The following is a 26,940-nucleotide window of genomic DNA, read 5'->3' on the forward strand; positions in this document are numbered from 1 at the left end:
CGGAGCGCGGAGGGCGGGTCAAGGGCGGCGTAGCCGCCGCGCCCCGGCGCGGGCACCCTTGACGCGCCTGAGCACTCCGGCAGCCACGGCCGCGGGATGGGCCGACCATCACGGCCGTGACCGGGAGCGCTCACCCCCGCGATGGCCATCGAACAGCCTGCGCGATCGAGCATCAACCATCGTGAGCGTCAACAGCGGGAAGCCGGCTACGACATCCGCACCATCCAGGAGTTCCTCGGCCACCGCGGCCTGAGCACGACGATGATCTACACACACGTGCCGAACCGCGGGGGACTGGCCGTTCGCAGCCCCCCGCGACGGCCCCTTCGGTCCGAGGCTGTGAGCAGACCGGTATGTGTCAGCCAATGTTTTAACGAGGTGGCTGCGCCGTGTCATCCAGGCGCGACGCGGCGCGACACCTACAGCGTCTGCCGCGCCCCCTCCACGCGCCCCCGAGCCCCAGGAAAAGCGGCGACCGCCGCCGGAGTTAGACGGATCTACCCCATGGCGCTGGAGAGCGTTTGGGCCTTGCGGCGCAGGGCCGATCCGTGAGACATTTTGTGGGGGAGGCCACAAAAGGCAACGAGCTAGACAGACCTGGTCCGACGGTTTCGGTTGACCAATCGACTGATCGTTGGGCGGGCAGCGGCCGCTGGCGTCTGGGCGGAATGGGATGATATGGTCCATTGACGCAGCCGTGTGAGAGGCGTACGCTGACCGCGGCCTACGGACAAGCATATGACGCATCCGACGCCTGACCTTCCCACCGTTCCCCGATACAACGCTTGGCGGGAGTGGAAGCCGATCGTCGCAAAAGTCGACGTCGCAGCATGGTTTACTCTGCAAAATGAGATTCGCGCGCTTGAGAGCCCGGAACTCCAGGCTGGCTATGCTTATTGCAAGTACACGGGGTTCGACTGCATCGAGTTTATTATCCTCGCGAACTTCGTCGACGCTGCACCGGTGCGGCGGTACCCCGGCGGCCTCATTCTGGTGCCGTGCGAAGACGTCCTCCGTGCGGCGGCGGACCGGGCGCTCGCTCGGACTCCGCGCAGTGAACACATTTATGATGCATGGTTCCCTTTGCGCTCAACGGCACCCGAAGCAATTCGTGATGCGCTCTTGGAAATCGACGACATTGTGACTTTTATCGCGCGCTCTTACGGCGTCACGGCCCGATGGATGCCGAAATATATCGAGACCGTCCTTCCGCCGAAACCAGTTCGCACTATTGAAGACAGCGATTGGAAACGACACGCTGGCGCACTTTCACGTTTGCGAGCCTTGCCTGGTTCTGTTCGTCCTGCTGCTGCTCGAGCCGCTCATTGGCTGCTTCGCGCGCAGCAGCAGCGGGCAGGCATCGACCGCTTTCTGTACGCGTGGTTCGCGTTGGAGGGCCTGTTGCTTGCTCTGTATGAGCACGCCAGCGACGTGGAACTTCCGCTGCCAAACGAGGATGCCTCACTATCGAAGTCGCAGAGGCGCCGACTTCGGAATGATCAAATTCGACAGATCTTGGTCGAATCTATGGACCACGATCCCGAGCAGGCGACAATGAGAGCCTACTTCGATGTCGTTGTGCCGATTCGAAAGCGCTCAGAGGCCGTGCTCCGTGCGGCCTTGGGAGAACAAAGTCCGTTAATCGGATGGCTATACGGCGGGGCCGATGGTCCAGCAAAGCTGCGGACCGACATCGTTCATCATGGCAAGTCACCGCACGAAATTCACACTCGATTTCCGGTTGAGCGCATTGCGCAAAATGTAGAGGACCTTGCCAACGAAATCATTGTCCGAACGCTGCGTCGCATGTGGCGCGGAGAGCCCCTGCCGACATCGACCCATTCCGTGACTATGACGATCTATCCGGAGGCAACCATCGCAAACGCTCCAGATGGTGGATTCGTAGTTCAAGGCGATTTCCGAATTACGCATCAGCTGCTTGCTATCCTGGGGCTGCTTTAGCGTTGTTAAGCAACTGCAATACCTCCGACATCCATAGCGCGCTGCCCGAATGCTCTGTAGGCGTGGACGACGCCGCCCAACTTCCGGTTGCAGCGGGCAGGCTGCGTCCGCCGCGGAACTGGAGTCGTTAGGCGCGCGCTCGTCCCATGCCTCTGACGCTCTCCACAACGACTTGACCACACCGCCAGGCGGCGTACGATCGCGACGATGCCGTCCTCCAAGAAGAGAACGCAAGACCGCGTTGAGACGGGTGCAACAGCCCGGCGCCTCGGCAAGCTCGCGGAACGCGAGGTTTCGTACCGCTGCACGCAGGCCGGATTCATCGTCAACGAGTCCGGCGAAGATATGGAAGGCTGGGACCTCCTGCTTCAGTTGCCAAGCACAGGTGCGGCCCCCTCCTTTCTCGACCGAGCCCCGCCGCAGCTCAGTTGCCTCGTCCAAGTCAAGAGCACATCATCTGCGTCCGGTAAGGCGCGAATGACGCTGTCGAATGCGTTGAAGCTTGCCAAATATCCAGGACCAGCGTTTCTCATCGGAGCGCACGTCATTAACGACTCGATCGGATCTTGGTGGATTCTCCATTGCGGTGCCCGATTTATCGAGACAACACTGGAGAAGGCTATCAAGAATGCTGACAAGAAGCCGCTCAACAAAGTTTGGGTGCAATTCGAGCCAGATGATGGCGAGCCACTACCGGTCCAGGGGGTCGCTCTTCGCGCGGCGATCGAGCGGCACGTCGGCCAAAGTACATTCGGCTACGTGCGAGAGAAGGAACGGCTTCTCTCGACAGTCGGGTATGGGCGCCACAATAAGTTGGTAAATATGACCCTGGACGTCAGTTCGCCCGAGCGACTTTCCCACATGGCACGCTTTGCAGTAGGTCTCGAAAGAGAACTCCAGACCGACACAGTGACTATTTACGATCTTCGTTTTGGTGCCAAGCGGCGGGAGCGCTCTCATCGTGACGCCGTGATCGAGCTTCCAAACATGCCAAGCGGCCCAGCCATTCGTCTCGAACTCCGGGGCCCCAACGGGCAGTCCGTGTTCTTTGACGCCAAGACCTATTTCGCGTCGGCCATCTTTCCGTTTCTTCCGTCAGAATATAACATAATGCGGATCCGATGTCCGCATTTCGACATTTATTCAGAGCCTGAAAAGCGGCGTGACGATGCAAGTACGGTTCACTGGAGCCTGATAGGTATGGACGTACCTGTCACGGACGCAAATCTGATTGATATGGCTGATGCCGCCCGTGGAATGCGATGGTTGCTTTCTGGCGAGGCAACTGTTCACGTTTGGCTCAAGGAGAAATCGTTTGACCTGCCGTTTGGGGGCTTGAACGCGCCGCAAAACGAACTTTCCAGGTTCCTTCAGGCGATGGACGATTTTCGGACCGTGGTCCGCTCTTTTGGAGTGCCACTGGGACCGGGTGGTGTCCGGCCTTACACTATTGAAGAACAATCAGATCGTCTGTATCCGTTCGGCAGAGCCCATCCTGACGTCGAGCAGGCCAGGGACCTAGGCTTGCCGTGCGATGCGAGAGCGACGGCAGAGCACCGGCAACGGCGGCGAGACCGGACTGAGGGACCCCGAAGCGACGCCAGAGGATGTTACCGAGCAGGCTGCTTGATGGCCGGAAGATCCGGCTCTGTGATGGCCATCATCGAGCTGGATTTGCGCTCACCGCGATCGCAGCGAGGCATGCGCCGGGGTGACTGCGGCGGTCGCAGAGCGCCGGCGCTCTCAGTCGATGCGGAGTGGGAGGCGGTCATCGCCGTCGAGGACGGCGTGGTAGCGAGCGAGAGCGTCGTCGAGCCGATCGAGGTAGTGGAGCACGACGTCAACGGCGTAGAGACGAGGGCACAGCGGATCCGGGTCGCTCGGGTAGCGCGCGGTGAGCGCGCCGCGGGCGAGCGCGAGGGCCGCGACGAGGGCGGCGGCTGCGCTGCCCGCGGCGTCGCCGCGCCGCGTGTCCCCCTCGGCCACGGGGACGGGGTTCACCCGGCCTCCTCTGCGTCCAGCTGCAGGATGCGGCTCAGGACGTCGCGCTCGACGAGCTTGCGCTTCTTGCGCGCAGCGGCGCGGAGCGCGGCAGTGGCGAGTCGATCGGTGTCGCGCAGGCTGCCAGCGGCCGCCTCGTGCAGCATCGCGATGGCGTCCGAGGTGAAGAGCTCTTTCGTGCAGCCGACTCGGCCGAGACGTACACGCAGATAGTCGGCCGTATCGTCCGGCGTGAGCGGGTCGATGGTCAATCGGTAATGGAGGCGCGAATACAGGGAGCGATTGCGGCGCACGCGGAGCCGCTCGCCGAGCTCGGGCAAGCCAAGCAACACGAGCGAAAGCAATGCGCGGCTATCCCATGCGTAATTAAGGAGTATGTGAAGATGATCGAGTGTGTCCTGATGAAGCAGATGGGCCTCATCGAGGACGAAGACCGGAAATACGCGCTCCTTCGCGAGTTCCTCGACGTGCGTGCTGACCGCGTAGAAGACGTCTCCAGCGGTGCTGCAGCGAGCGAGACCGAGCGCCAGACAGAGCTGCCGATAGAAGTCCCGGCGTCCAAGCGTCACGTTGGCGCAGTAGGTCAGGCGAAACGTCTGCGGCGAAAGGGCATGACGGAGCGCGCGGAGCAGACACGTCTTGCCGACGCCGGGGTCACCGGCGAGCAGCACGCTCTTTCTGGCGTGCACCGCCTCGATGAGCGTCTCGAGTACCATCTGCTTGGACGGGGGGAGCCAGAGCTCGCCGTCTTCGACCTCCTTGGAAAATGGCTCTGCGGTGAAGCTGAAGTAGCTGCAGAAGTCCATGGTCATCCCTCCTCGTCATCGCGGGGCGTTCGTCCGAGAGCCTTGTCCAGGAGGGTCTTCGGCGGGTCAAAGGGGACGCGCGCCTCGTGAGCGACATCGAGGTTGCAGGCCGGTCGCGGCCGATGGGCGTTCTTCACCGGATCGACCCGGTGCAGGGCGAAGCGTTTGCCCTCGTGTTCAATCCAGGGCGGCTCGGTCGGCGTGACGAGGCACCTCGACACCGTGACGAGGCGGCCGGCGAGGAAGCCGAGATCGGTCTCCCAGTCCTCCCCATCCATCGAGAGCGTGCTGTCACGCCGCACGCGCCGGCGGGCCTGGGCCGTGAGCGCGTCGCGCAGCTTCCGCTCGTCGAGGTCGTCGGTGACGTGGGGATACTCCTCGTAGACCTGCGCGGGGGACTTGCCGAAGAGCGCCGCGTGCGGTGTGCGGTGATAGTGCTCGTCGACCCATGCGTAGAGCCGGACGTTGAGGTCGTGGAGCGACCCGAGCGCGCCGGTAAAGTCCAGGCACCTCTCGCGCAACGTCCTCCAGAAGCGCTCCATCTTGCCGCGCGCGGGGGCGTCGTACGGGCGGGCGTGGATCAGGGTGGTGCCGAGTCGCTCGCACGCAAGGTGCAAGGTGTGCCCGCGGTAGGTCGAGCCGTTGTCCAGGTAGAGGGCGTCGGGAGCGCCGTGCTTGCGCAGCGCCCGGATGAAGAGCGCCAGCATGTCGACCTCCCGCTCGGCGCTCATCGCCTCGAGCGCGAGGATGTACCGCGAGGCGTCGTCGAGCAGCGCGTGAATGCGCACCGGCGCCGGGCTGCCGTTGACGAGGATCGGCGACGCGTGACACACATCGCCGTGCCACAGGGCGCCGGGATGCTCGGCCTGCCAGCGCAGCCGCACCTTGCCGCCCGGGCGATCGCGCAGCGCGACGCGATCGAGGTGGTGTTCGGCATACAGCCGTCGCACCGTGGTGGCGGATATGGCGCCCTTGTCGATGCGGCCCGCCGCGATCAGGGTGTCGAGGATGAGCGAGACCGAGGCGCTCGGGTGCTCCTCTCGGATCTCGAGCAGCATCTGCCGTTGCTCGGGGGTGAGCTCGCGCGCCCGCCCCTTGTCCTTGCGGGGCTTGGGGCGTAAGCCCTCGAGACCTTCGGTCTTGTACGCGTAATACCAGCGCTCGAGCGTGGGGACGGAGTAGGTGCGCGGAGAATGGGCGCGTGGTGGGCGAAACCGCTGCTTGCTCAGGTCGGCGAGCGCTTCGGCGAGCTCTCCGCGGTCGAGCTCGCGGTGCATGAGCGAGCCGATGATCTCGCTGCGATAGAGCGCCACCGCTTCGGCGTGGTCCTTCGGCTGGAGGGGGTCTTGCACGTCGTGTCCTTTCCGCGCCGGTGACACCGCACCGGCCGCACAGCCATCCAAGCGCAAGGCGCTCCGCCGACCGAGGATCCAACCGGGTGGGGTCCGGCATGAGCTCGGCGAGCGGGCCGCTTGCCATCACGCGGCCCGCACGGCGCCTGCCATGACGGCGGCCTCGGGGACCTCGGCCGCAAAAGGCGCCATCGCGACGAGCGTCATCGCCGCCCGCTCGGCCCGCTGCCGCAGCGATGCAGCGAGGGGACTGGGGCGGACCGCCGCAAAGAGGCGCCTCTGGTCGATGGCGCGTAGCCAGCGCCGCACGGTCACCCAGCTGTCAGCATCGAAGCTGGCGGACCAAGGGCTGACGCGCCGCCGCACCTCGATGAGCGCTGCACCGGCGACGCCGACGAGCAGCAGGGCCAGACCGATCGCCGTCGCGGCGAAGTGCCGTCGCGGTGCGACGCCCCGCGGCACGACCGTGATCGCGGCGCTGCAGCGGCGGCATCGATAGCGGCGCGCCTCGATCGTGACGAGCCCGCCGCGCTCACCGGCAGCCAGCGGCCCGCGCACCTGCCGCGACCGCGTTCCGTGACCCCACAGCCCCAACCCGCCCCCCAGCGGGCACCCCGCCGCGCCGCAACGGGGGCAGCGGGCTGGCCGCGCGCGGTCTACGGTGGGCGGGGAACCAAGCCAGCCTTTGACATCGAGGTCCAAATGGACGATCTGTTGAGGGCTCCGCTCTTTCAAGCGATTCGGAGCACGACGGGAGGGGGCACGCGGCCAAACGAGCTCCTCCCGTCGCCTATTTTGTGGCCGGCGCCGCGCCGATGCTCCACTCCTGCCGCTGACCTACTCCGTTCGTTACGCCGACGGGCGAGGAGTCGTGCTGGTAATTTTCGAGAGGAGAACGGAATGCGCGCTCCCTCTTTTCCTGTGCTCCTGGATTCGACCAGCGCGTTCGTGCTCGGGACGAGCTACAATGAGAATTTCATCGGACTCGGCGTAATGCATGGCCGGGGAGCGCTCCGGCAACTTGCTGCCCCCGGACACCTCTGTCATCGCGTCTGATCCGCCTCGACGATGGTGTTCTCCGGTGGGTCGAGCGCCCCGTCATCAAAGAGCTGGATCCACAGGCGCACCATGGGCATCAACGACGGTGCTCGGTAACACCAGAGGAGCGCGGGACCGGGGGCGCCGGCGTGCGAAGGCGGCGTCCCGGCAAGTCGATTGTGTCCGCCGCGGTCGATGGCGCAGAGGCGCCGCCGCGGCAACGCCGGCGAGCGGCGCCCACGCCCAGCGCGACGTCGCCGGACGTTACCCGTAGCGCAGAGCAGGCTTCGAAGCGCTCACGCGGCCAGCGTGACCGGCGCCGTCCACGGGCTGGCAGCGAGCCGCTCCCGAGCGTCAGTGTTCTCGAGGGTCTGCTTCCAGGACTTGGGAGCGAGCTCGAGGACCCGATCGCGCGGCCAGCTCGGCAACAGGATCAGCACGTCGCGCAGGTAGGCCCAGGGGTCAATCTGGTGCAAGGCGCAGGAGGCGATCAGCGACACGATGATGGCGTTCCACTCCGCCCCATCGTCGCTGCCCACGAAGATCCAGTTTTTACGCCCGAGTGCCTCTCTGCGGAGCTCCAGCTCGCTGCGGTTGTTGTCCAGGCGGAGCCGCCCATCCTCAAGGAAGCGGGTGAGCGCGGTCCACTGGTTGCGCGCATACCCGATGGCGCCAGCGATGGGGCTTCTGGGCAGCACGAGCAGCTCCTCGCTGTCGAGCCACGCGCGGAAGGCATCGAGCACGGGCTGGGCATGGCTTCGGCGGTGCTCGGTGCGGCGGCCGGGAGCCAGGTCCTTGGTCGCCTTGTCGATGGCGAAGAGCTGGTGAATGAAGCCGAGCGCCGTCATCGCACGCTCCCGGTCCGACGACATCGCTTCAAAGAGGCGCCGGCGGCAATGGGCCCAGCAGCCGACCTCGGTGACCTGCTCGGTCCGGAACAGCTCCTCGTAGACGCTCGATGCGTCGGCCTGGACGTAGCCCTTGTACCCGCGGAGAAACTCCTTGGGGCCATCCTGGTTGTGACGAGGCGTGAAGCGGAAGAGCACGTGGTCTCGGTCGGCCACGAGCACCCAGAAGTGTCCACGTCGACACTTGTCCTTGGCCTGCACGAGCACCCCGGTGGCATCGATGGCAATGCAATGGGCGGAGAGCGCGTCCTTGGCCATGGCGGCGACCAGATAGCCCAGCACCTCGGCGCACGAGCCCACCCAGCCGCAGAGCGTCGAGCGCGCCAGGTGCACCCCTTGGCGCTCATAGATCTTCTCCTGCCGATGCAGCGGCAGATGATCGCCGTACTTGCTCACCAGCACGTGTGCGAGCAGCCCTGGCCCGGCCAGCGACCGGGGCACGGGGCTGTCGGCAACGTCCGCGATGACGACGCCGGCTTCGGGCTCGCCCCTGGCGGCAAACTTGGGTCGCACGATTTGCAGCCGCACGAAGCTCGCGGGCCTCCACTCCAGCGTCTCGGACACCTCTTCGCCGATGCGGACCATCTCGGCGGCGCGCTCATCGCGCACCTCCGGCGGGAGCAGCTCGATCCGCTCGACCGGCAGGTGCTCGGGCAGCTTCTGCCGTCCATGCGGGGTGCTCCTGCGCCCCTTGCCGTTGCCTCCGGAGCCGCCTCCTGGCGCAGCGCCGTCGTCCTCAGGCGCGCTCGCCGTGCCGGTATCGGGCGACGCCGCTGCCCCCGCGAGCATCTGGACGATGGCGTCGAAGGCCAGCTGCATCTGCCCAGGGTCGACGTGCTCGGCCTTCTGGCCGAAGATGTGGCGGCGAAGCCGCTCCAGCTCGATGCTGGCGAGCTCGTAGAGCTTGCGATACTCGTCGCGCTCGTGCGCGGCGCGCGCCAGCTTGTCCTTCAGCTCATGAATCTGCTCATCGAGCGACTTGCTCACGAGGCGGTAAGTACTCGTGACTTTTTGCTTTTTGAAGAGGGTTGTTGCAGGAAAAAGAAGGGCTCTCGAGGCAATGCGGCGCGCGCGATGCCCCGCAGAGCGCGGACAGGCCGGATGAGATCAGGAGCCTGGAGGCGGAGCCACCTCGTAGAGGCGCACGTCTCGCCGCAGCTTCGACGGCGTAAGCGCGATGCCCTCGAGGATCTTCGCCAGCTCGGCCGCGTCGATGACGACACTCGTAGCTCCCGGGGTGACCGCACGCGGGGCTCGAAACGTCCCGCGCTCTAGACGCTTGTACCTCACCACGAACTGCACGCCCTTCGCCCACGGGCGAGCGTCTTGTGCGCGTGACGCACCCGTTCCACCCGCTCAGCGGACGGCAGCTCGTCTGCGTGGGCGAGCGGTACAACCGGTACGGGACGCGGCTCCTGCTGCGCGTCGACGAGGCGCACGTCTACTCGGTGCCGCGGCAGTGGACCGACGTCGTCGCGCCCGATCCGGAGCTCGTCATCGGCGAGGGGCGCGCGCTGCTCCGGGTAGCCGATCTCCTGGAACTCGCCGGCCTGGTGTCGCACCTCGTCGAGCAGGCGGGCCGGGCTCAAGCGCGTAAAGGGAATAACACCGCACATGTAAAGCGAAATGTGCCGCCTACAAAGAAGAGACGACCCGAACATGCGAAAATGCGCGACAAGATCTGACCAATACGCGTTGCGCATGTTTGACATCGGTCACCGATGCGGCCTAGTTATCGTGACTCACATGTCGGAGGGCTCATGCCGAAACGAGGCGACCGGACAGAGCCGAAGACCGCAGCGCTCCGCGAGGACGGCACATTGAACCCGTCCCCCGACGAGGTCAGCGATCCGAAGTTCCAGACGGGCGGCTTCTTCGATTCTCGCGACCTGATGCAGGTGAGGTACGAGATGTTGCGCCGCGTGTCGATCGACAACCTGTCAGTAACGCAGGCCGCCGCCGAGTACGGGGTCTCTCGCCCGACGTACTACCAGGCCAGAGCGAGCTTCGATGAGTCGGGGCTTGGCGGACTCGTGCCAAAGAAAAGGGGCCCCCGTGGGCCGCACAAGCTCCAGGGTGACATTTTGGCCTTCGTCGAGAAACGGATCGTCCCGGGGAAACCGCTCCGGGCGCGCGAGTTGGCGAGGCTGGTCTGGCAGGTGTTTTCGGTCGAGATCCACCCCAGAACGATCGAGCGGGCGCTCGGCGGAAAAAAAACGACACAGCGGGCACCCGAGCGGGTGCCGAGGAAGCCGCTGCGAGGGTGAGAGTGACCGAGCAATACGAGGCATTGCGAGCGGCCGCTCTTGGCGAACGGCTCCCCCTCGAAGCGAGGAGCGGTCTTGCGCTTTTGCTTCGGCGAGGCATGTGGGCTTGGGCGCGGGCAGCGGCCGCCCAGAGCACGACATCGCGCACGACGCAACCGTCGCCTCCAAGCTTGACCCCCGATGATGAACAACGAGCCGTTGTTCACCTCTTCGCAGCGATGGCGAGGAGTTCCACTCCCCCGAGGAACCATGAATGAATCGCGCAAAGTTCAGTCGCACCATCTCGAGCGTGAAGCTTACCTCTACATCCGACAGTCGTCGATGAAGCAGGTGGTCGAGAACGTTGAGAGCACGAAGCGCCAGTATGCGCTTCGGGCGCGCGCGACAGCGCTCGGCTGGCCCGACGATCGCATCGTCGTGATCGACTCCGACCAGGGAGAGTCGGGCGCATCCGCGGCTTGGCGCGAAGGGTTTCGGCGGCTGGTGACGGATGTCGGGCTCGGGCGTGCCGGCATCGTGATGGGGCTCGAGGTCTCGCGGCTCGCGAGGAACAACGCCGACTGGCATCGACTGCTCGAGATCTGCGCCCTGGCGAACACCCTGATCCTGGACGAGGATGGCGTGTACGACCCGACGAACTTCAACGATCGTCTCCTTCTCGGCCTCAAGGGAACGATGAGCGAGGCGGAACTGCACGTCCTGAAGGCGAGACTGCGCGGCGGGGTCCTGAACAAGGTCAGGCGCGGTGAGTATCGATGCGTTCTCCCCACCGGCTTCGTCTACGATGAGAGCGGGACCGTCGTCCTCGACCCGGATGCGCAGGTGCGCGAAACGATCGCGCACCTCTTCGAGACCTTCGCCCGCGTCGGCTCGGCACACCAGACGGTCAAGGCGTTTCGAGACGAGGGCCTCCGTTTCCCTTCTCGCCTCCGCGCCCCAGCCGCGGGCGTGATCTTCCGTCCGCTCACGGCATCGGCGGCGATGCGGACGCTGCGCAACCCGCGGTACGCCGGTGCCTACGCGTACGGACAGCGTGTGTACAGTCGTACAATCGATGGAAAGAAGACGCAGCGGAAGCGCGCGAGCGAGGACTGGCTTGCCTGCATTCCCAACGCCCATCCTGGTTACATCACGTGGGACCGATACCAGGAGAATCTCCGGCTCCTCGCGTCGAACGGTCGCGGGTACGACGCCGCGCGTGCATCGCCGCCGCGCGAGGGCAGCGCGCTCCTGCAGGGGCGCGCCGTCTGTGGGCGATGCGGGCAGCATCTTCGCGTACGCTACAGGGAGGCTCGAGGGAAGCTCGAGTCCTGGTACGTCTGTGACCGCGCCACCGATTCCCATGCCGAACCGAACTGCCAATCCCTCGCAGGGCCTCCCATCGACGAGGCGGTCGGGCTCTTGGTGACCGAGAAGATGACGCCTGCCGCCGTCGAGTTGGCGCTCGAGATTCGGAGAGAGGTCGAGACTCGGTACGAGCAGGCGGATCAGCTTCGGTGTCACGCGATCGAGCGGGCGCAGGTCGACGCTGACCTCGCACAGCGCCGCTTCATGATGGTTGACCCCGCCAACCGTCTCGTCGCAGATACGCTCGAGTCCAATTGGAACGACAAACTTCGCGTACTGGCGAAAGCGCGCGACGAACGCGAGCGCGCTCGACACGACGATGGGATCGCGATCGACGAGGCGCTTCGCGATCGACTCGTCGCGATGACGACTGACTTCAAGCGGCTGTGGTTCGACCCGACGACGCCGAATCGGGAGCGGAAGCGAATGCTCGCCTACGTGGTGGAGGACGCGACGCTCGTGAAGCAATCTGCCGACGCGACCACGAAGATCCATATTCGCTTCCGAGGCGGTCAAACGACGACCATTACGACCGTTAACCCGAAAGCTTCCTGGGAGAAAGTGAAGACGCCGGCGAAGATTGTGGAGCTCGTCGACCGGCTGCTCGACCATCACATCTACGACGAGATCGCCGACATTCTTAACGCGCGTGGGCTCCATCCCGGCGGGGCCGCGTGGCCCGGCCGTGGCGGGGCCCGCTTCACGCCGAAGCGCGTGCAGTACATCGTGCATACGTATAACTTGAGACCACGCTTCGATCGACTGCGCGCCCGCGGGCTTCTCACCAAGGAGGAGCTCGCCGCTCGCCTTGGAATTCACGAGTCCACCCTGATCAGCTGGGTGAAGCACCGCATCATCAAGGCGCACGCGTACAACGGCCACGCGTGGCTTTACGAGGAGCCGGCGACTCACCCCAGGAAGCACTGCAGCCGCTGGGATCGCCTCAGCGACCGGGCAGCGGCAGCCCGTGCATCACGGAGCCGGAACCAACGTCCTCGTCTGAATTCGAAAGAGGTGTAGTATGAAGACAGGTGGTTGTAGAGCAGGCAATACCCGCTGCGGTCCCACCACAGGGCCTTGCAGCGGTCGGCTGCTCGGTTGAAGAAGAGAAACAGCGCTCCAGAGAGCGGATCCTGCCGCAGCACCTCGCGCACGACGGCGGCGAGGCCATCAAACGAGCGGCGCAAGTCGAGCGGCTCGGTGGCGACGTAGATCGAGACGCGGCCCGGGATCATCTCACGCCTCCGAGTGCGCGAACGACGCGCGCCAGCGTATCGTCGTCGAACGTCGGCGGCACGCGCACGACCGCCCCGTCCGGAAACACGATCTCCAGCGCGGTGCCCGGCGAGCATGTCGTAGCGCTCGACGGGGCGACCACCACAGGCAGCAACGCGGGCAGCGTCGCCTTCTCCGAGCGCTGCCGGTACTCGCTCCGCTTCATCCCCAGGCGGCGGCTCCAGGAGTAGAGCGTGCCTGCGCTGATCTTCTCCTGCTCCGCGAACACGCGGGCGGACTGCCCGCTCTTGTGCCAGCGCACCACCCGGTCGCGCCAGATGCGTCTGCTCTCGTCCATCCACACCTCCGGCGCGGATCTCTACGCAGCGCAGAGGCTCCAAGACAGCATGCGGGTCGCCGAACGCGTACGATCGTCTCAAGGTGCTCGCTATCATTGCCGCCGGTGACAATGCGGAGGGAAAGGTGAAATTCGCCGCTCATGTTGTCCCTGATGGATTTGACGTCGGCGAGCAGTGCGCCCTTCTTTTCGCTCCCTGGATGAGGACGGACAAATCGTTGCTCGTCGTTGTGACGGCCTTTGTTGGTGTCGTCGCTGAATTACCCAGTGAGCCAGGGGCACGGCAGGTCGAGTTCTCTCGACTGCTCGCTCTCACGAGACGCGTCGTCTCTCTCCGCAATAAACCCCGGGCCGCCGATCTATATCGTGAGGCGGAGAGCGTTCTGGGACAGATGGGGATCAGACGTGTCTACCAACCAAAGGACTCCAACGATGGCGCCTAACAAGCCAATCTGCCGACGGTTCGGCGGGCGGGCGTCGTGCCCAGATGGGCCAGGCAGGAGACGCCTCCAGGGGGCGCCCCGCGGGAGCACATCCGACCAACACCTGCATCACTGAGCGAGAAAGGGGGGGCCTCATGGTCGAGCGCCTCCCCGTCGTTGACTTAAAGCGCCGGGTTCCCGGGGGCGCTTTATGCGGGCTTCATCGCCAGGAGGTCCTTCACCAGGCGAACGCCGAGAAGAACGCGATCCTCCGTGTCCACCATCACGCCGCCTCGCGCTGCCTGCGGGACACGCACGAGCCCATCCGCTTCCATTCGGTAGCTCGACGCCACCCGGCGGAGCGCGGCGGCGTAGGCGCCGTCTGTCGGTACCCGCAGGACGAAGCCCTTCTCCGCGCACCTGATCGCGACCCCATCGCGCCCGAGCTCGAGCCACCGCTCGAAGTACGCGTAGCTCGTGAACCATGGATCGAGGACCGCGTCGTCTTGGTCGGCGCCGCTCCTCAGGTAGATCGCGAAGAGGAATGGATCGCGGTAATTGCTGTTCATCTGCTTCCTCCTCAGCATGCAGAGGCGGAAGCTCATCGGGCCCTCGGAACCCGCATAGATGCCGCTGTCGCCCGTGCGCATCTCGTCGTACTTGACGAGGTAGTAGCGCCAGTCGAAGGCGGGCTCTGCCTCCTGTGCGGCGAGGTAGCGCTGGGTGACGCTGCGGAGACGATCGCGAATCGCGCCGCTGCCGGGTGCCCCCACTGCGTCGAGCAGTGTTTTCAGCGCCGCCTTCGTGTTCGCGGCCCCCTTCGTCAAGAGGTCACGCCAGACCTCTTGCCTCTCGGTGCCGAACTGGTGGCGACGCGCCGAGTTTTGCTGGGAGTAGTCCCCACAGGCTAGCAGCGCCGCGTTCACCTCCGGTCCGACCAGCTCGATGTCCCGCGGGAAGATCTCGTCGAAGACGGCAGCGCGCCGCGCGAACTCCACCGCGTCGAGGTCGAACGACACGAGGCACCCTTGCAAGAGCGGGTGGTCCTCGAGCCGCCGGAGCGGAGGTGCCAGCGCCAGATGCTTGGCGAGGAATTTTCTCTTCTGCTCTTCCTCGGTGACCTGACGGCGATTGAATCCACGAGCCGGAGCCGCTCCGGTCGTCACGAGCAGAGAGACCTCGTTGAGCAGTGTGGGCAGCTCTGCCTGCCGTACCTCGTTCTCCGAGTTGAAGGCCAGGTTCCTGAGGACCCGGAGCCGCTCTGGCAGTTCGTTGCTGTGTGTCCTGAGATGCTGAACGACGGCGAAGAGCAACAGAACCTTCCACAAGGGAAAGGCACGGTTGGGACCGCTGCGACCGTCCGTGTACGATCTGCTGCACGCACGCAGGAGATCGACGTCGTCGAAGAGCGCGACCTTCGAGGGCGCGTGGTCGGCCCGGGTGAAGACACCGTCGAACCACGCGCCGGTGTCCTTTCCGTGCCACACGTCGAAGGCCTCGAACAGGAACGCGAGCCTGTTCTTGCTGCTCGCATACACGGCCCTCGCGCGGTGGAGATCGTCATCCGCCAGAGCGAGCATGTCCCAGGTCCCGAGGGCATCGGTAACGAAGCGGAAGTACCTCAGGAACAGGTCATCGATGGCCTTCTCGTAACCGCGCAGCTTCCAGAAGATATCCGACCACTGGTTGTCGATCTTCGAGCAGAGCTCGTCGTGGCGCTCCGGCGCAGCCTCACGGACCATGGCCTCGAGCTCGGCCTTGAAGTGCTCGAACCTTGTCAGCGGCTTCCCGCGCGAGTTCATCTTAATGTATAGGTCCTCGGTCAGGCCCAGCTTCTCGATGGACAGGAAGTCGAATGTGATCGCCGGGTGATCGGCGTCGACGAGGCGCCGCCATGCGGCCGCGCAATCAGTGCCCTGGAAGAGCGTGTGAACCTCGTCGAGGACGACGAGCATCGAGTCGATCGTCGGATCGTGACGCCACGCGCTTGCGAACCAATGTTGATCGCGGATCCAGCCCGACAACCCCGGCCCCTCGGACAGCGGAAAAGGACGCTGGGCGACGAGGAGTTCACAGAAGCGGCGTGAGCTCTGTCGCGTCTCGTAAGTCAGCGCGGGGAGACGCGTCTGCCCGATGGGCACCCCCGCGCGCGCGGCGAGGTACCAGTGCAACAAGAAGAGCGCGGTGAGGCGCTGCTGTCCGTCGAGCGGCACGAGCTTGCCGTCGTCGATGTGCCCATAAATGAAGTCGAGGTGAACGAGATGGCCATCGGCGAGCGCCTCTCTGAGGACCTTCAGGAACGCGCCGCGGATACGCGCCGCGTCCCGCGTGCGGCGCCCCTGTGCGTAGTCCCTCTGGATGATTGGGATCTCGATGCGCGCGATCCCGTGGCGCCGAACGAGGTTGATGAACGACGTGGCCTTCATGACGTTTTCCTCAGGTATCGCGTCAGCACGCCCGTCTCCTCGGCGAACATGGCGTCGAAGTAAGCTTTGCGGTCCTGCTTGCTCCAGAAGTGAAGCTGCTGATCGCCCGACTCCGTGTAGTACTTCAGGAAGGCCCGCCGCGTGCAGATCGGGATGTACCCTCCGCTCCGGTCCAGGCGGAGGATGCGCTCACGCTTCACCGCGAAGGCGGCGTTGTTGAGGGCGCTGTTCGTGTCCCTCGGGAGGAGCGCCAAGTTGTCGATGCCATGCAGCTCGTCCGCGGTGTCGGAGTCGCCGAATACTTCCATGACACGGACCGACAGCTCCAAGAATGAATCCTTCGTCACATCGTCGATCCCGGCGTCGACCTCCTCGACGATGGCGTCCCTGAGGGCAGCGCGGGTCGCGTCGGGGATGCTCAGCGCGCGCAGCACCTTCTCGTGCTCGCGGAGCCAGGCCTGCCACTGCTCCTTCTTGACGAGCTCCTCTGCGTTCTGTGCATGGATGTGCTCGAGGGACCAGCGGTTCGCCTTGTGAACGTGGAAAGGGTACCGCTCGAACGAGCCCTCGATACGACGCGTGCTCTCCACGTTGAAGAGGAGGAGCACTCGCAAGCACTTCGCGCGGTCGCGCTGGTACTCGAGGTCGTCGATTTGGTCGCGTGTCAGGTCGAGGCGATCGATGATCTCCGCGTCGAGTCTCGCGCGGAGCTGGGATTTCGCCATCGTCGCTGATGCTTGCATCAGCGCGCGGAGGTCGTCGTCCCCCGTGCCCGTCGCGACGAGGTAGCCGATGGAGTGGTAGAGGTGACGATCTTCGTACCACTCTTTGACGAGATCCATGCGGTTGAGGACGTCGTTCCAGACCTCCTCGGGTGTTTTCCCCTCCTCAAGCATCTGCTTGAAGTGATGGAACGTGTGGAAGCGGTCGGGGGTCTTCTTCTCGGCCATCAGCTCGAAGAGGAGTTCGATGCGCGTCGGATACTCGGCGGGCTGGCGGTTCGTCAGGAACGCCCAGAGTCCCTCGTCGTGGAGGTCGCGCTCAATGACATCCCACTGCATTCCGATCTCGATCTGGCGATGGGACGCAACTCCGTTCTCGCGGGCCCGACCGAGCAGCAACGCCTTGATAAGCTCGGCGTTGGTGAGCGGGATGCGGCCGACGTTAAGCCGGGTGAAGAGCTCGGTCGAGTCGACCTCGGGCGCCGCCTCATACCAGATCACTTTCACCCGCTTGCGAAGATGTAGGTAGATATCGGTGGCGAAGAACTCGGCGTCGCCCCCGCGCACCTCGAACCAGCGCTGAATGCACTTGAAGGCGCCGGACAGGTGGAAGAAGTCGATGTTTTCCTCAGCGCGTGCCGGGTCGAGGTCCCGCAAGAACTCGCCGCTCTGCGGGCGCGTCTCGTACTCGAGGGAGAAGGGAGGCGGGAACTTCTTGAAGCCCTCCTTCTGCATGAAGAGGTACAAAAGATACAGCGTAGTCAAGCGCTGCTGGCCGTCTATCAGCTCGTACCGGCCGTCATGGCGCTTCTTGACGACCACCGGCTGGAGGCAGTAGTCCCTGTCGTCCTTCTCCTGGATGGCTGCGATGTCCTCGATGAGGACGCGCACTTCGTCCTCGCCCCATCGGTACCCGCGCTGATAGGAGGGCACGAGAAACCGCTGCGTGATCGCCCCCACGGCCACGAGGCTCAGGTCGTTGGACATGCGGTCCACGATAGCCGACGAAGAAGGCGAACGGGAAGCGATGAGCACCCGCCGTTCGACTTTGGCAGTCGAATGCTAGAACTTTCGCCCTTGTCAAGCCCGGCGTGTGGCTCGTAAGCGGGTCGTCGAGCGCCCCGGCTTGCCCCACCGCCGTCCAGGGTGGGTGTTGAGCGCCCCTCCTTGCCCCACAACCGTCCAAGGTGGCGACGCGCAAGGCGCAGTTCTGCCTTGGCGCCCTTCCTCCGGCGCGCGCGGTGCCGTGTGGGGCTGGCCTACGCCGGCACGAGCTCAAGGTTCGCCGAGGCGATCATCGAGCCGAGTCGAGCGTCTCACGGGGAGCCGCCGAACAAGCCGTTGCAGCGGACGGTGCGCCGAGTCTCGCTGCGCTCGGCGCGGCGCCCCGCTACTGAACGGCAAATCGTTCGGCCAGTGCCCCGTCCCCGCGACGAGCAGTCCGCCTCGGCGGCAACTCGCGGGCTCCATGCGACCATCGGAGCGCTGCTTGGCGACGCGACGAAACCCACCGACATCTTGAGTCTCACGCCGAGCTCCTGCACCTCGTCAGCATCGCGCTCGCTCGCGGCCCTGAGCGCCGCCGCTAGGTCGATGGCTCCCAGGGGCTCGTGGAGGCCTACGGGGGCGCGAGGGAGGCGCCTTCATCGCGGTCGTGGTCGTCGTCGCGGTCGTCGTCAGCAGGGACAGGAGCTGCCGCGGAGCGGCTCGGTCCAACTGCGTGGGGAGCTCGCCATGACCGAGCCATCGCGTTGGGCTGCGGTCGTCGCCTCGCTCGCCAGCACCCGGAGCTGCGCCGTCGCCCTCGGGGATGAGGTGGCGGCCCGGGTCGTTCACGAGGCGATCGGTCGGCTGCTCGGGCTGCCGGTGGCACCGGAGAGGTGAGCAAGCTTGGACCGAACGTCGAGCCCGCCGCTCGCGTTGCCGAAGCCTTGCCGCTCGCCAGCGCCCGCGGGCTCTGCTGAGATCGCCCGCGCGCAGCGGTTGCGTGCCGAAGCGCCTCGGAGGCCTCCGGCAAGGTGCGAGAGGTGAAGCGCCTCCTCACGACAGGGGAGCCCAAGAAGGCGCATACGACGCGCGCACCGTTACCTCGCTGTGCCTGAGGCCGTCGAGCGCAGTGCCGCTGTAGTCCTTTCCAACTTGCTCAAGCAGTTGGAAGAACTCGGTCAATTCCCCGACCCCGCACTGCTCCAACGCGTGGAATTTTTCAACGCTAAACTCCGCAATTGAGCCGCGGGAGGCCGCCCCTCTCCTCGGGTTCGTGTATGCCGAAGAGAAGCGGAAGGCGAGACACGGGTCGGCCGGCTCGCTGACGCCCCCGGCCCTGATGCCCTCGGACGCGGGTTCACCAACGCCGAGCTGGGTGTCTATTCGTCGTCCAGAAGCGAGAGCAGCTTGTCGCGCCGCTCTCGCTTGACCCGCTGCCGGTTCAGGTCGGCCTCGTAACCGACTGCGACAGGTGACACCTTGATAACCCCTTTGATCATCATGAGAGCGTCGATGGTTCGGTCGGCCTCGTGGTCGTCCAAGTCGCGCCGCAGGCGCGCAACCAGGCCTTTGATGCTCATTGCGATCCAACTCTCCGGGCGAAGTTCCCCATGGTCACCTGAAGCACGATGATGGCGCGCAGCGCACCGATGGCCTTGGCGCGTCGCTTGTAGAGCGTAGAGAGAGGTAGCCCCGCGGCTTCTGCCACTTGGGCCATCGGGATCCCATCCAGATCGTGTGCCACAAGAACAAAGCGCAGCTGTGGGTCGAGCTCGTTCACCGCGTCGATGGCGCCCGATCTGATACTGTCGGATTCCATCGTAGCAGAGGCATCCGGCGCTGGATCGGCCACATCGATCAAATCGACGAGCTCCTCCCTGCGGTGCTGCATACGCTGGTGATAGTGCGACGCAACGTGTACGGTGATCGCGTTCAACCAGCGTTCCGGTCTGCCACGCTTCGGATCGAACCTGGGCCAGCTCTCCCAGGCATTGAGCCAGACTTGGCCTGCAACGTCGGTACGATGGCACCATGGGACCCCCAGCCTCCCCAGCCAGCGCAGCACGGCACGAACCTGCGCCGGGCAAAACAAGCGCGCGTGCGCGGCGGCGCGCTCGTCTTCATTCGACAGACGATCCATCGCGTTACCCTCCCCCGCGGGAAATCGCCCGTAAGCGGGTGATGCCGCGCGTCCGCCTCATGCGGCACCGGTTCGCGGTCTTCGCCGTCCGCTACCAAAGGAAGACGTCAGCCGTAGCTGCTCAGTTCCTGCAGCGCCGGCATGCTCGCCAGCAGGCGCCTGATGGCGTGTCGCTGCGAGGCGCGGCGGCGCTCATCCATGGCTCCCTACGCCCGGAAGTGTCGTGTTCAGCGGAGAGCGCTCTGCGTCGTCCCACTCGGACGCGTTGGCGGAGATCGTCCCCCCTTCGTCACGCTGTAGCGGGAAGCTCGTCAGCGTGGCGGCGCGCTGGGCGAGCTCCGCCCCCGCGGCGGTGCGGACAGGGAGCGGCGACCGAAGCCGCGGCAGCGGAGGCGGCGGGAGCTTCGCCCGCGGGCTCCTGGCCGCAAGCTCGGGAGACGGCACCACGGGCGGAGGAACGTCGAGCGCGCGGGGCGGTATCGTCGGCGGGGTCGGTGGCGCCGAGCTCGGCGCCGACGACGACGCGGGAAGCGCCGAGCTCTCACGCTTGGTGCTGGGAGCACCGATCTGCATCACCATCGTCGTCTCCGCGTCCGTTCGGTGGTCGTCGTACAGCCGCCACAGGCGCTCCCAGTACCGCGCAGGCGTGCCGGTGAAGGACTCCAGCTGCCGGGCAAGGCCGGGCGTCATCGGCAGGTCGCTCCTCAGCAACCGCTCCACCTCCCTCGGTTCCAACCCCGTGCTCTCGGCCAGCTTTCTCCTCCACGAAGGCGTCGTCGCGCAGAACGACTCGAGAACCCTTCCTGGCCAGGGGACGGGGCGCGTGCGGGCCTCCGTCAGCCCTGCGAGCGCCGCGTCGACATGACAGTCCAGAAGGCGCCGGTATCGGTCTCGCTCGCCCGCCGCCTGCTCCTTCGCATCGGTGAGGGCTGCCTCCTCGTCATCATGCGCGTGCTCGCGCGCCTCGCGAAGCCCGCGCTCGCGTCCCAGCGCTTCGCGCGCGGTGACCGCGAAGCCGATCGCGACGCACGCGATCATCGCGAGCCCGAGCGGCGACACCAGCCACATCGCCCCCAACATGTCTTCCATGAAGTTTCGCCTCCTGGACCTGAGCGTTGTTGTCCGACGCAAGGCGGATCTCGGCGTTGCGCTGCGCGAAAGCAGCACCGCTATCCCCGCCTGCCTAGCTGTTGATGGGTAGCCGACGATTCAGCGAAGCTGCCTGAGCAGCTCTTCGCGCTCGGCGGCGAGCCGCCCTCGCGGGAACTGCCGCGCGTGGGCATCGAGCAGCCGCCGAGCCTCGACGTCGGCCATGACGTCGTTGGCCTCGATGGCCCTCCGCGCCTGGTTGACCAGGCTCCTCTCGACCTCGCCGGCGGTCGGTCGAACGGCGCTCGCCGGAGGCGCGGCCCGGTGACTTCTCGTCTTCGGGTTCGAGGGAGCGGGCCTGCCGGTCACCATCGTTTCGCCGTGCGCGCTTCCGTGTTCCGTCGGCGACGAGATCTCGTGCGCGGTCGCCGCGGCGGGCGCCGTTGCGTCGGGCGCCCCATCTCCGCTGGCGGGCCCCGCGACGCTCTGGGCGCCATCTCGCGCGGAGGGCGCCACAGCGTCCTTCTCCGCGGGCGCGGTGGCAGGGGCGCGGACCGCCGCCGCCCTGATCCACGATTCCAGGTCGGGCAAGGGCGGCACGGCGGAGGCGAGCGCGCCGGTCAGCAGGACGAGGGCGGCCTGAACGACGATCCTCAGGCCCAGCCGGCGCAGCGATGCCACCCACGACGCACGACGGCCGAAGCCCAGTGCAAGCGGCACGCAGATGCTCCCGTCCCTTCCCTCAGAGCGCTCCTGCGCCTGCCACCGTCCCCCCTGCACCTCGAGCTCCTTGTGGGCCCGCCGGTGTCGCGTCTTCAGCGTGTCCAGCGGGAGCCCCTGCTCGGCGGCGATCTCGGCGAGCGGGATCTCCTCGAGGTCGTGCTTGATCACGAGATCCCGGTACTTGGGATCGAGTTGGTCGATCAGCTGCCGGGCGAGCTTTTCCCGCTGCCGTCTGCGGAGCAGCTCTTCCGGCGTGGGGAGTTCATCTCGGATCTCGCGCTCATCGAACGACGTGAGCACCTCGCCGCGGCAGCGCGCGTCCCGGACGTGATTGCGCGCCTGGTTGACGGCGATCGTGACGCGGTAGGGCCCCGGATCTCCGCCCGGCTCGATCCGTTGGTCGGCGTCGAGCCCCCGCAGCAGCGCTTCCTGGGCGATATCCTCGGCGTTTCGCGCCGGTACACCGTGGCGCCTGGCCAGGCGCCGGAAGAGCTCGAAGCCGGGGGAGTCGGTCTCTGGCTTGGCCACGGTAAGCAGCACACGCGAGGCGGCCCAAAAGGTTCAGAGAAATGAGTCGAGGAGCAACTTCGGTCGGATAATGTGTTGCCATGTGGTTGCTTAAACTACGCTTGGCCATGTCTGACGGATGGTTGAACGCATTCCCTCATTCGACCGCCAATTCCCACCGAAGCCGCCGAGACGTGGCGGTTTCTGCCGGTTGACGCCAAGCAGCCGGCGTCGGTACCGTCGCGGCATGCGTTGCATTGCGCATTCGCTCTCGATTTTTCTTGCGCTCGGGGCCGCAACAGGCTCCCCGAACTCGGCCAGCGCGGACAATATCCATCCGAAGGCGGGACCGAGCGACCGATCGACGGTGAAGGAGCATGTTCGCCGTGGTCAGAAAGCGCGCAAGGCCGGGCTGTGGACCGAGGCAACCGCTGAATACAAGGCAGCTTTGGAGGCCGCGGACGCGGCGACCAGCACCGAGGTGGAGCGCGCGGAGCTCGCCGGCGAGCTCGGCCTTTGCGAGCTCGCGCTGCACAAGTACCGCGACGCGGCCGAGCACCTGGCCAGGAGCCTAGAACAGCGCGAAGCGTTGCCAGAAGCGCTCCAGCAGCGATTCGAGGCAGGGCAGCGCAACGCAGGGCCGCACGTCGCGCGGCTCGTGCTCGGCGTCGATCCGCCCGACGCCGAGGTGCTCATCGACGGCAAGCGCATCGGCCGGACCGCGCGCACGTACACGCTGTTCTTCGAGCCGGGCCAGCACATGGTGCGGGGCCGTGCACCGGGCTGTAAGGACGCGCTTCATTCCTTGCGCGCCGTGGCAGGCGCGGAGCACGAGTTCACGATGCCGTTGCTGTGTGCGGCGGCGCTCGGCACCAAGGAGGTGAGCGGCGCCAAGGGGACCGCGACCGCGACGCCGACTCCCGTGCGCGCTTTGCCCGCGCCGCGCGCGCAGGCCCCCAGCCCGTGGGCCTCGTGGCCGGGCACGCTGCGTGTCGTGGGAATCTCGCTCGCGACGGGCACCGTATCGGCAGGCGCCATCCTCATGATCAGCGCCAGCAAGCTCGATCAGGACATGAGCGCGCGGCGTGACCAGCTCGAGAGCGACCCGAGATCGAGCTCGTCCATGTGCTGGCAAGCGCCGGAGCGCTCGCCGTGCGGCGAGCTGCGGCGCCTGCGCGACGCGCGCAACCTGTCCGACCGGGTGGGCATGGCCCTGGTCATCACGGGCGGTGTGATCGGCGCGGCCACCGCCGCGTCCTTCTTCACAGACTTCTCCTTCCTGGGACGCACGCCAGCGCAGGATCGGGTCCAGATATCGCCCGTCGTGACCGGGCACGGCACGGGCGTGAGCATCGAGGGGGTGTGGTAACCATGCCGGGTACCGAGGGGATGCGGCCACGGGAAGACCGAAGAGCGTTGGCCGCCGTCGTTGCTGTCGTGGTCTGTGCGTGGGGAGCGAGCAGCACGCTGCTAGCTTGCACTTCGTACCGTGACGATTGCTGGGAAGTGATGGAGTGCGCCCCTGCGCCTGAGCCGACTCTCTGTGACGGCAACCCAGCGACGGCAATGGCGCTCGACGAGTGCGGGGTGTTCGTCAGCCCGTTGTCGGGTGACGACAGGAGCCCTGGCACGAAGGACGCACCAGTGAAGACCCTGCAACACGCGATCGGGCTCGCCGCCCATGGGCGAAGCCACGGTGAGGAGCCGACCCGGCGCGTGTACGCGTGCGGCGGGTCGTTCGAGGAGAAGATCACGCTGCCTTCGGGGGTTGACGTCTGGGGCGGACGCCTGTGTGACGGCGGGGATTGGTCGTATGAGGCGTCATTTGGCGGGCCGGATCACCCGACGATCATCGCTCCGCCGGGGGGCATCCCGCTGCGGGTCCTCGGGGAAGAGGGTATGGCGCTCGCGGGGGACGACGCGGCGTCGGTGATCGCCGGCGTACGCGTCGTGGCGGCGGACGCATCGGCGCCGGATGGAAAGTCGTCGATCGCGATGATCTTGAGCACGGGCGCCACGGCGATCGTGCAGGACAGCGTGATTGTCGCCGGCAACGGCAAGGACGGGGAGCCGGGAGAGGACGCGGACACCGAGCGGGCGCCGGACGGCATGGTGGGGAACGACGGCGTGGACGCCTGCACCACGGACTCCCCGACGGGCGCCCTCCCGGTCGTGACGGTGTGCGACGATGGCATCGAGTCCATCGGCGGCTACGGGGGCGACGGCGGGCTCGAGTCGGGGAGCGATGGCGCTCCGGGACAGCCGGCGCTGGCGGACAATCCGGAGGGCCTCGGCAGCGCAGGTGTCGGCGCAGACGTCACGTTATGCGAGGACGGGCGTAGGGGCGCACACGGCGCCGATGCCGGTCGCGCGGACGGCGCGCTGGGGGTGGGCCACCTCGGCAAGGACGGATGGATCGGCGTCCGGGGCGAGGACGGGAAGCCAGGCGGCACCGGGCAGGGGGGCGGCGGCGGTGGCGGCAGCAAGTCGCGTGGGGAGATGGTCGCGTGTCGGGCAGGCCTGCCCCAGGGGGGCGCCGCCGGCGGCTCGGGAGGGAGCGGCGGCTGTGGCGGTCACGGCGGCTATGGCGGCGGCTATGGCGGGGCGGCCATCGGCATTGTCGTGCTGGACGGCGCGGAGCTGACGATTGGGGCCAGCGACGTGATCACGGGCAAAGGCGGCCGCGGCGGAGTGGGCGGGAGAGGCCAAGAGGGGGGCGTCGGGCGATATGGCGGCAACGGTGGAAAGGGATTTGGAGCCGACATGCCGGGCGCGTGCTCAGGTGGCTTGGGAGGCAACGGCGGTCGCGGAGGTGACGCCGGCGGCGGGCTCGGAGGCGCAACCATCGGCATCGCCTACGTGGCGCCCAACTTCGCCATTCGACCCGGGACCTACATTCAGGTCGGAGACCCCGGTGATGGCGGCGATGCCGGGAATGCCGGCGTCAGTGACGAGGTGGGCGAAGGGCAGCTAGGCCCGACTGGTGAAATCCATGCGTTCAGCGTGGGGAACGAGCCTCCCCATTGACTCGTGCCTTGCGAGACGTCGCCAACGAGGGATGCCCATGAGCCTGAATTCCGCGATCCTCCTGCTCGTCGTTCTTTCGCTCGCAGCGGCCGGTTGCGGCACCGCGCCGGGGGTGGACGGCCCTGGCGGCGCGCCGCCGTGTGACGGTCCATCGACGTGTGCGAGCGATCCCGTCCCCGAGTCGGTCTGCCTGGAGCATCTTGCGGCAGGTCGGGCGATGGACGGCTGCGGCGTGTTCGTCATCCATCCGTTTTTCGGCGGTGACGACGCGAATCCGGGCACGAAGGACAGGCCGGTTCGTTCCGTCCGGCGCGCGATCGAGCTCGCGCGCACCGGGCGCGGTCGCGTGTTTCTTACCGACGATGCGTTTCTGGAGACCGTCACGCTCCCCTCCGGTGTGGATATCTACGGAGGCTTCGAAACCGCCATCGCATGGGAACGCCAAAGAGGCCTGGAAAACCCGGTGCACATGATGGCCAAGCTCGGTCCCGCTGATCCCCGGCTCATCGCGCTGACCGTCGAGCCGGCCCGCGCCGGTGATACGGGGGCAGCGGACGGGGTCTCGATCGTCGATCATGTGTTGGTCAACAGCACAACGCATGTCGGAATGGTCGTTCGGTCGGGCGCCGCGGTGGAGATCATCGGAAGCTGGATCCAAGCCCTGAAGGGATTGAGGGGCGACCATGGGGAGGAATGGCCCTGGCCGTACCAGGCAGCGACGGGACCGGATGGCCAGTACGGGGAAGACGCGTGCTCCGCCGCCACGGTCCCAGGCGGGGCTCGTGCGGTGAACCCGTGCGAGGGAGGAATCCCGAGCTTCGGCGGCGCAGGCGGTGAGGGGCTTCCCGACGAGGCGGGCGACGGCGAGGACGGGCAGCCACGCGTGGAGTCAGACCCGACGGCCGGACGGGGGGGCGATGGGGACGCGCCAGGCGTCCCTTGCCAACCAGGTCAGGTGGCGCTCCACGGCGATCCAGGCATCCCCGGTGAACCGGGAAAGGGCCGCGGTCGGATCGATGAGACCGGATGGCACCCCGACAGCGCTGGCGACGGCACCCGGGGGACGCCCGGGCAAGGCGGCGGCGGGGGCGGGGGCCGCCGGGGCGGGCTCGCGGTGTGCGGCGTGGCCTCCAAGGGAGGCGCCGGCGGCGGCTCCGGAGGTGCCGGCGGCTGCGGCGGTCGAGGCGGCCGAGGGGGCGAGAACGGCCAGCCGAGCATCGGTATCCTGGCGCTCCACGCCAAGGTGACGGTGCGCGACAGCACCATCACCGCGCGCGACGGTGGCCCCGGCGGCGATGGCGGGGGGCCGGAGGATGGCGGCAAGGGCGGCAGGGGCCTGCCAGGCGGCGCCGTGGGGGACGGCACATGGTCCTGCGGCGGTGCCGATGGCGGCGACGGAGGCCCTGGCGGCCGTGGCGGCCCCGGGCGCGGTGGCGACTCGATCGGCGTCGCCTACCTCGACGAGGACCAGCTCACGCTGGAGGCGGTCACCTTCGAGCTGGGGCTGCCGGGCCCAGGCGGCACGAGCTGGAATTGGTCGGGCGAGGAGATCACGGGGGAGGACGGCATCCAGGTCAAGACGCTTCGATTCCCCGAGTCGCAGGAATGAAGCCCATTGTCCTCCGCGCTGTTCACCACCTGCA

23 protein-coding genes are annotated in these 26,940 nt (G+C 66.6%); 9 read left to right on the plus strand and 14 right to left on the minus strand.

The genetic code is table 11. From position 1 onward, the window contains the following. The first annotated feature begins 141 nt into the window (after nt 1–141). Together WME97_RS22440 and WME97_RS22445 are read left to right on the plus strand one after the other, a co-directional pair. Complete coding sequence (locus WME97_RS22440; protein WP_437554771.1) at nt 142–552, plus strand: tyrosine-type recombinase/integrase; 411 nt, start codon at nt 142–144, stop codon at nt 550–552. 186 nt (nt 553–738) lie between these two features. Next, entirely contained in the window at nt 739–1,962 is a 1,224-nt protein-coding gene (locus tag WME97_RS22445; RefSeq protein WP_437554773.1) for a hypothetical protein, read from the plus strand. Between the two features lie 1,743 nt (nt 1,963–3,705). Here the strand turns inward: WME97_RS22445 and WME97_RS22450 are convergent. The 6 genes from WME97_RS22450 to WME97_RS22475 form a co-directional block, all read right to left on the minus strand. Beyond that, nucleotides 3,706–3,963 carry a hypothetical protein gene (locus tag WME97_RS22450; RefSeq protein WP_437543650.1) on the minus strand — a complete coding sequence of 86 codons (258 nt, stop codon included), beginning with the start codon at nt 3,961–3,963 and terminating at the stop codon, nt 3,706–3,708. After that, nucleotides 3,960–4,769, minus strand: coding sequence for an ExeA family protein (locus tag WME97_RS22455; protein ID WP_437543652.1), 810 nt, complete (start codon nt 4,767–4,769; stop codon nt 3,960–3,962). The genes WME97_RS22450 and WME97_RS22455 overlap by 4 nt, the downstream gene beginning before the upstream one ends. 2 nt (nt 4,770–4,771) lie before the next feature. Then, nucleotides 4,772–6,121, minus strand: a complete 1,350-nt coding sequence (locus WME97_RS22460; RefSeq protein ID WP_437543653.1) for a helix-turn-helix domain-containing protein — start codon at nt 6,119–6,121, stop codon at nt 4,772–4,774. A gap of 126 nt (nt 6,122–6,247) precedes the next feature. Next, entirely contained in the window at nt 6,248–6,679 is a 432-nt protein-coding gene (locus tag WME97_RS22465) for a hypothetical protein (RefSeq protein ID WP_437545645.1), read from the minus strand. 776 nt (nt 6,680–7,455) lie between these two features. Continuing rightward, a complete protein-coding gene (gene tnpC / locus WME97_RS22470) occupies nt 7,456–9,054 on the minus strand; it encodes an IS66 family transposase (RefSeq protein WP_437554775.1) in 1,599 nt (532 codons plus the stop codon). A gap of 120 nt (nt 9,055–9,174) precedes the next feature. Then, nucleotides 9,175–9,369: a hypothetical protein gene (locus WME97_RS22475; protein WP_437554777.1), complete on the minus strand. Its 195-nt coding sequence runs from the start codon at nt 9,367–9,369 to the stop codon at nt 9,175–9,177. Nucleotides 9,370–9,401: 32 nt separating this feature from the next. Here WME97_RS22475 and WME97_RS22480 point away from each other — a divergent pair, with 32 nt between their 5' ends. The 3 genes from WME97_RS22480 (at nt 9,402) to WME97_RS22490 (ending at nt 12,701) form a co-directional block, all read left to right on the plus strand. Further along, complete coding sequence (locus WME97_RS22480; RefSeq protein WP_437546103.1) at nt 9,402–9,752, plus strand: DUF5372 family protein; 351 nt, start codon at nt 9,402–9,404, stop codon at nt 9,750–9,752. A 75-nt stretch (nt 9,753–9,827) separates the two neighbouring features. Continuing rightward, nucleotides 9,828–10,334, plus strand: a complete 507-nt coding sequence (locus WME97_RS22485; protein ID WP_437546105.1) for a helix-turn-helix domain-containing protein — start codon at nt 9,828–9,830, stop codon at nt 10,332–10,334. A 249-nt stretch (nt 10,335–10,583) separates the two neighbouring features. Further along, complete coding sequence (locus tag WME97_RS22490; protein ID WP_437546107.1) at nt 10,584–12,701, plus strand: recombinase family protein; 2,118 nt, start codon at nt 10,584–10,586, stop codon at nt 12,699–12,701. On the opposite strand, the gene tnpB is transcribed toward WME97_RS22490, so the two are convergent. The 4 genes from tnpB to WME97_RS22510 form a co-directional block, all read right to left on the minus strand. Continuing rightward, nucleotides 12,590–12,916 carry an IS66 family insertion sequence element accessory protein TnpB gene (gene tnpB / locus WME97_RS22495; RefSeq protein WP_437554778.1) on the minus strand — a complete coding sequence of 109 codons (327 nt, stop codon included), beginning with the start codon at nt 12,914–12,916 and terminating at the stop codon, nt 12,590–12,592. The two genes, WME97_RS22490 and tnpB, sit on opposite strands and share 112 nt — an antisense overlap. Then, nucleotides 12,913–13,254, minus strand: coding sequence for an IS66 family insertion sequence element accessory protein TnpA (tnpA, locus tag WME97_RS22500; protein ID WP_437554780.1), 342 nt, complete (start codon nt 13,252–13,254; stop codon nt 12,913–12,915). The genes tnpB and tnpA overlap by 4 nt, the downstream gene beginning before the upstream one ends. Nucleotides 13,255–13,885: 631 nt before the next feature. Further along, entirely contained in the window at nt 13,886–16,102 is a 2,217-nt protein-coding gene (locus WME97_RS22505; RefSeq protein WP_437554781.1) for a GmrSD restriction endonuclease domain-containing protein, read from the minus strand. Continuing rightward, nucleotides 16,099–17,811 carry a DUF262 domain-containing protein gene (locus tag WME97_RS22510; protein WP_437554783.1) on the minus strand — a complete coding sequence of 571 codons (1,713 nt, stop codon included), beginning with the start codon at nt 17,809–17,811 and terminating at the stop codon, nt 16,099–16,101. The genes WME97_RS22505 and WME97_RS22510 overlap by 4 nt, the downstream gene beginning before the upstream one ends. 747 nt (nt 17,812–18,558) lie before the next feature. Between WME97_RS22510 and WME97_RS22515 the strand changes: the two genes are divergently transcribed. Next, nucleotides 18,559–18,708, plus strand: a complete 150-nt coding sequence (locus WME97_RS22515) for a hypothetical protein (RefSeq protein WP_437554785.1) — start codon at nt 18,559–18,561, stop codon at nt 18,706–18,708. 482 nt (nt 18,709–19,190) lie between these two features. Here WME97_RS22515 and WME97_RS22520 read toward each other — a convergent pair whose 3' ends face one another. From WME97_RS22520 to WME97_RS22535, 4 genes are all read right to left on the minus strand, one after another. Beyond that, nucleotides 19,191–19,391, minus strand: coding sequence for a hypothetical protein (locus tag WME97_RS22520; RefSeq protein ID WP_437554787.1), 201 nt, complete (start codon nt 19,389–19,391; stop codon nt 19,191–19,193). After that, complete coding sequence (locus tag WME97_RS22525) at nt 19,388–19,951, minus strand: sigma-70 family RNA polymerase sigma factor (RefSeq protein ID WP_437554789.1); 564 nt, start codon at nt 19,949–19,951, stop codon at nt 19,388–19,390. The genes WME97_RS22520 and WME97_RS22525 overlap by 4 nt, the downstream gene beginning before the upstream one ends. Before the next feature lie 192 nt (nt 19,952–20,143). Further along, complete coding sequence (locus tag WME97_RS22530; RefSeq protein WP_437554791.1) at nt 20,144–21,040, minus strand: helix-turn-helix transcriptional regulator; 897 nt, start codon at nt 21,038–21,040, stop codon at nt 20,144–20,146. 120 nt (nt 21,041–21,160) lie between these two features. After that, entirely contained in the window at nt 21,161–22,291 is a 1,131-nt protein-coding gene (locus WME97_RS22535; protein WP_437554793.1) for an RNA polymerase sigma factor, read from the minus strand. A gap of 427 nt (nt 22,292–22,718) precedes the next feature. Here WME97_RS22535 and WME97_RS22540 point away from each other — a divergent pair, with 427 nt between their 5' ends. Genes WME97_RS22540 through WME97_RS22550 form a run of 3 tightly spaced genes read left to right on the plus strand, consistent with a single transcriptional unit; the run spans nt 22,719 to nt 26,906 of the window. Continuing rightward, nucleotides 22,719–23,639: a hypothetical protein gene (locus WME97_RS22540; protein WP_437554795.1), complete on the plus strand. Its 921-nt coding sequence runs from the start codon at nt 22,719–22,721 to the stop codon at nt 23,637–23,639. A gap of 20 nt (nt 23,640–23,659) precedes the next feature. After that, entirely contained in the window at nt 23,660–25,297 is a 1,638-nt protein-coding gene (locus WME97_RS22545) for a hypothetical protein (RefSeq protein WP_437555465.1), read from the plus strand. Nucleotides 25,298–25,334: 37 nt separating this feature from the next. Further along, a complete protein-coding gene (locus tag WME97_RS22550) occupies nt 25,335–26,906 on the plus strand; it encodes a hypothetical protein (protein ID WP_437554796.1) in 1,572 nt (523 codons plus the stop codon). Nucleotides 26,907–26,940: the final 34 nt, after the last annotated feature.

It is taken from the genome of Sorangium sp. So ce367, from assembly GCF_051520455.1.
GTDB lineage: Bacteria > Myxococcota_A > Polyangia > Polyangiales > Polyangiaceae > Sorangium > Sorangium cellulosum_B.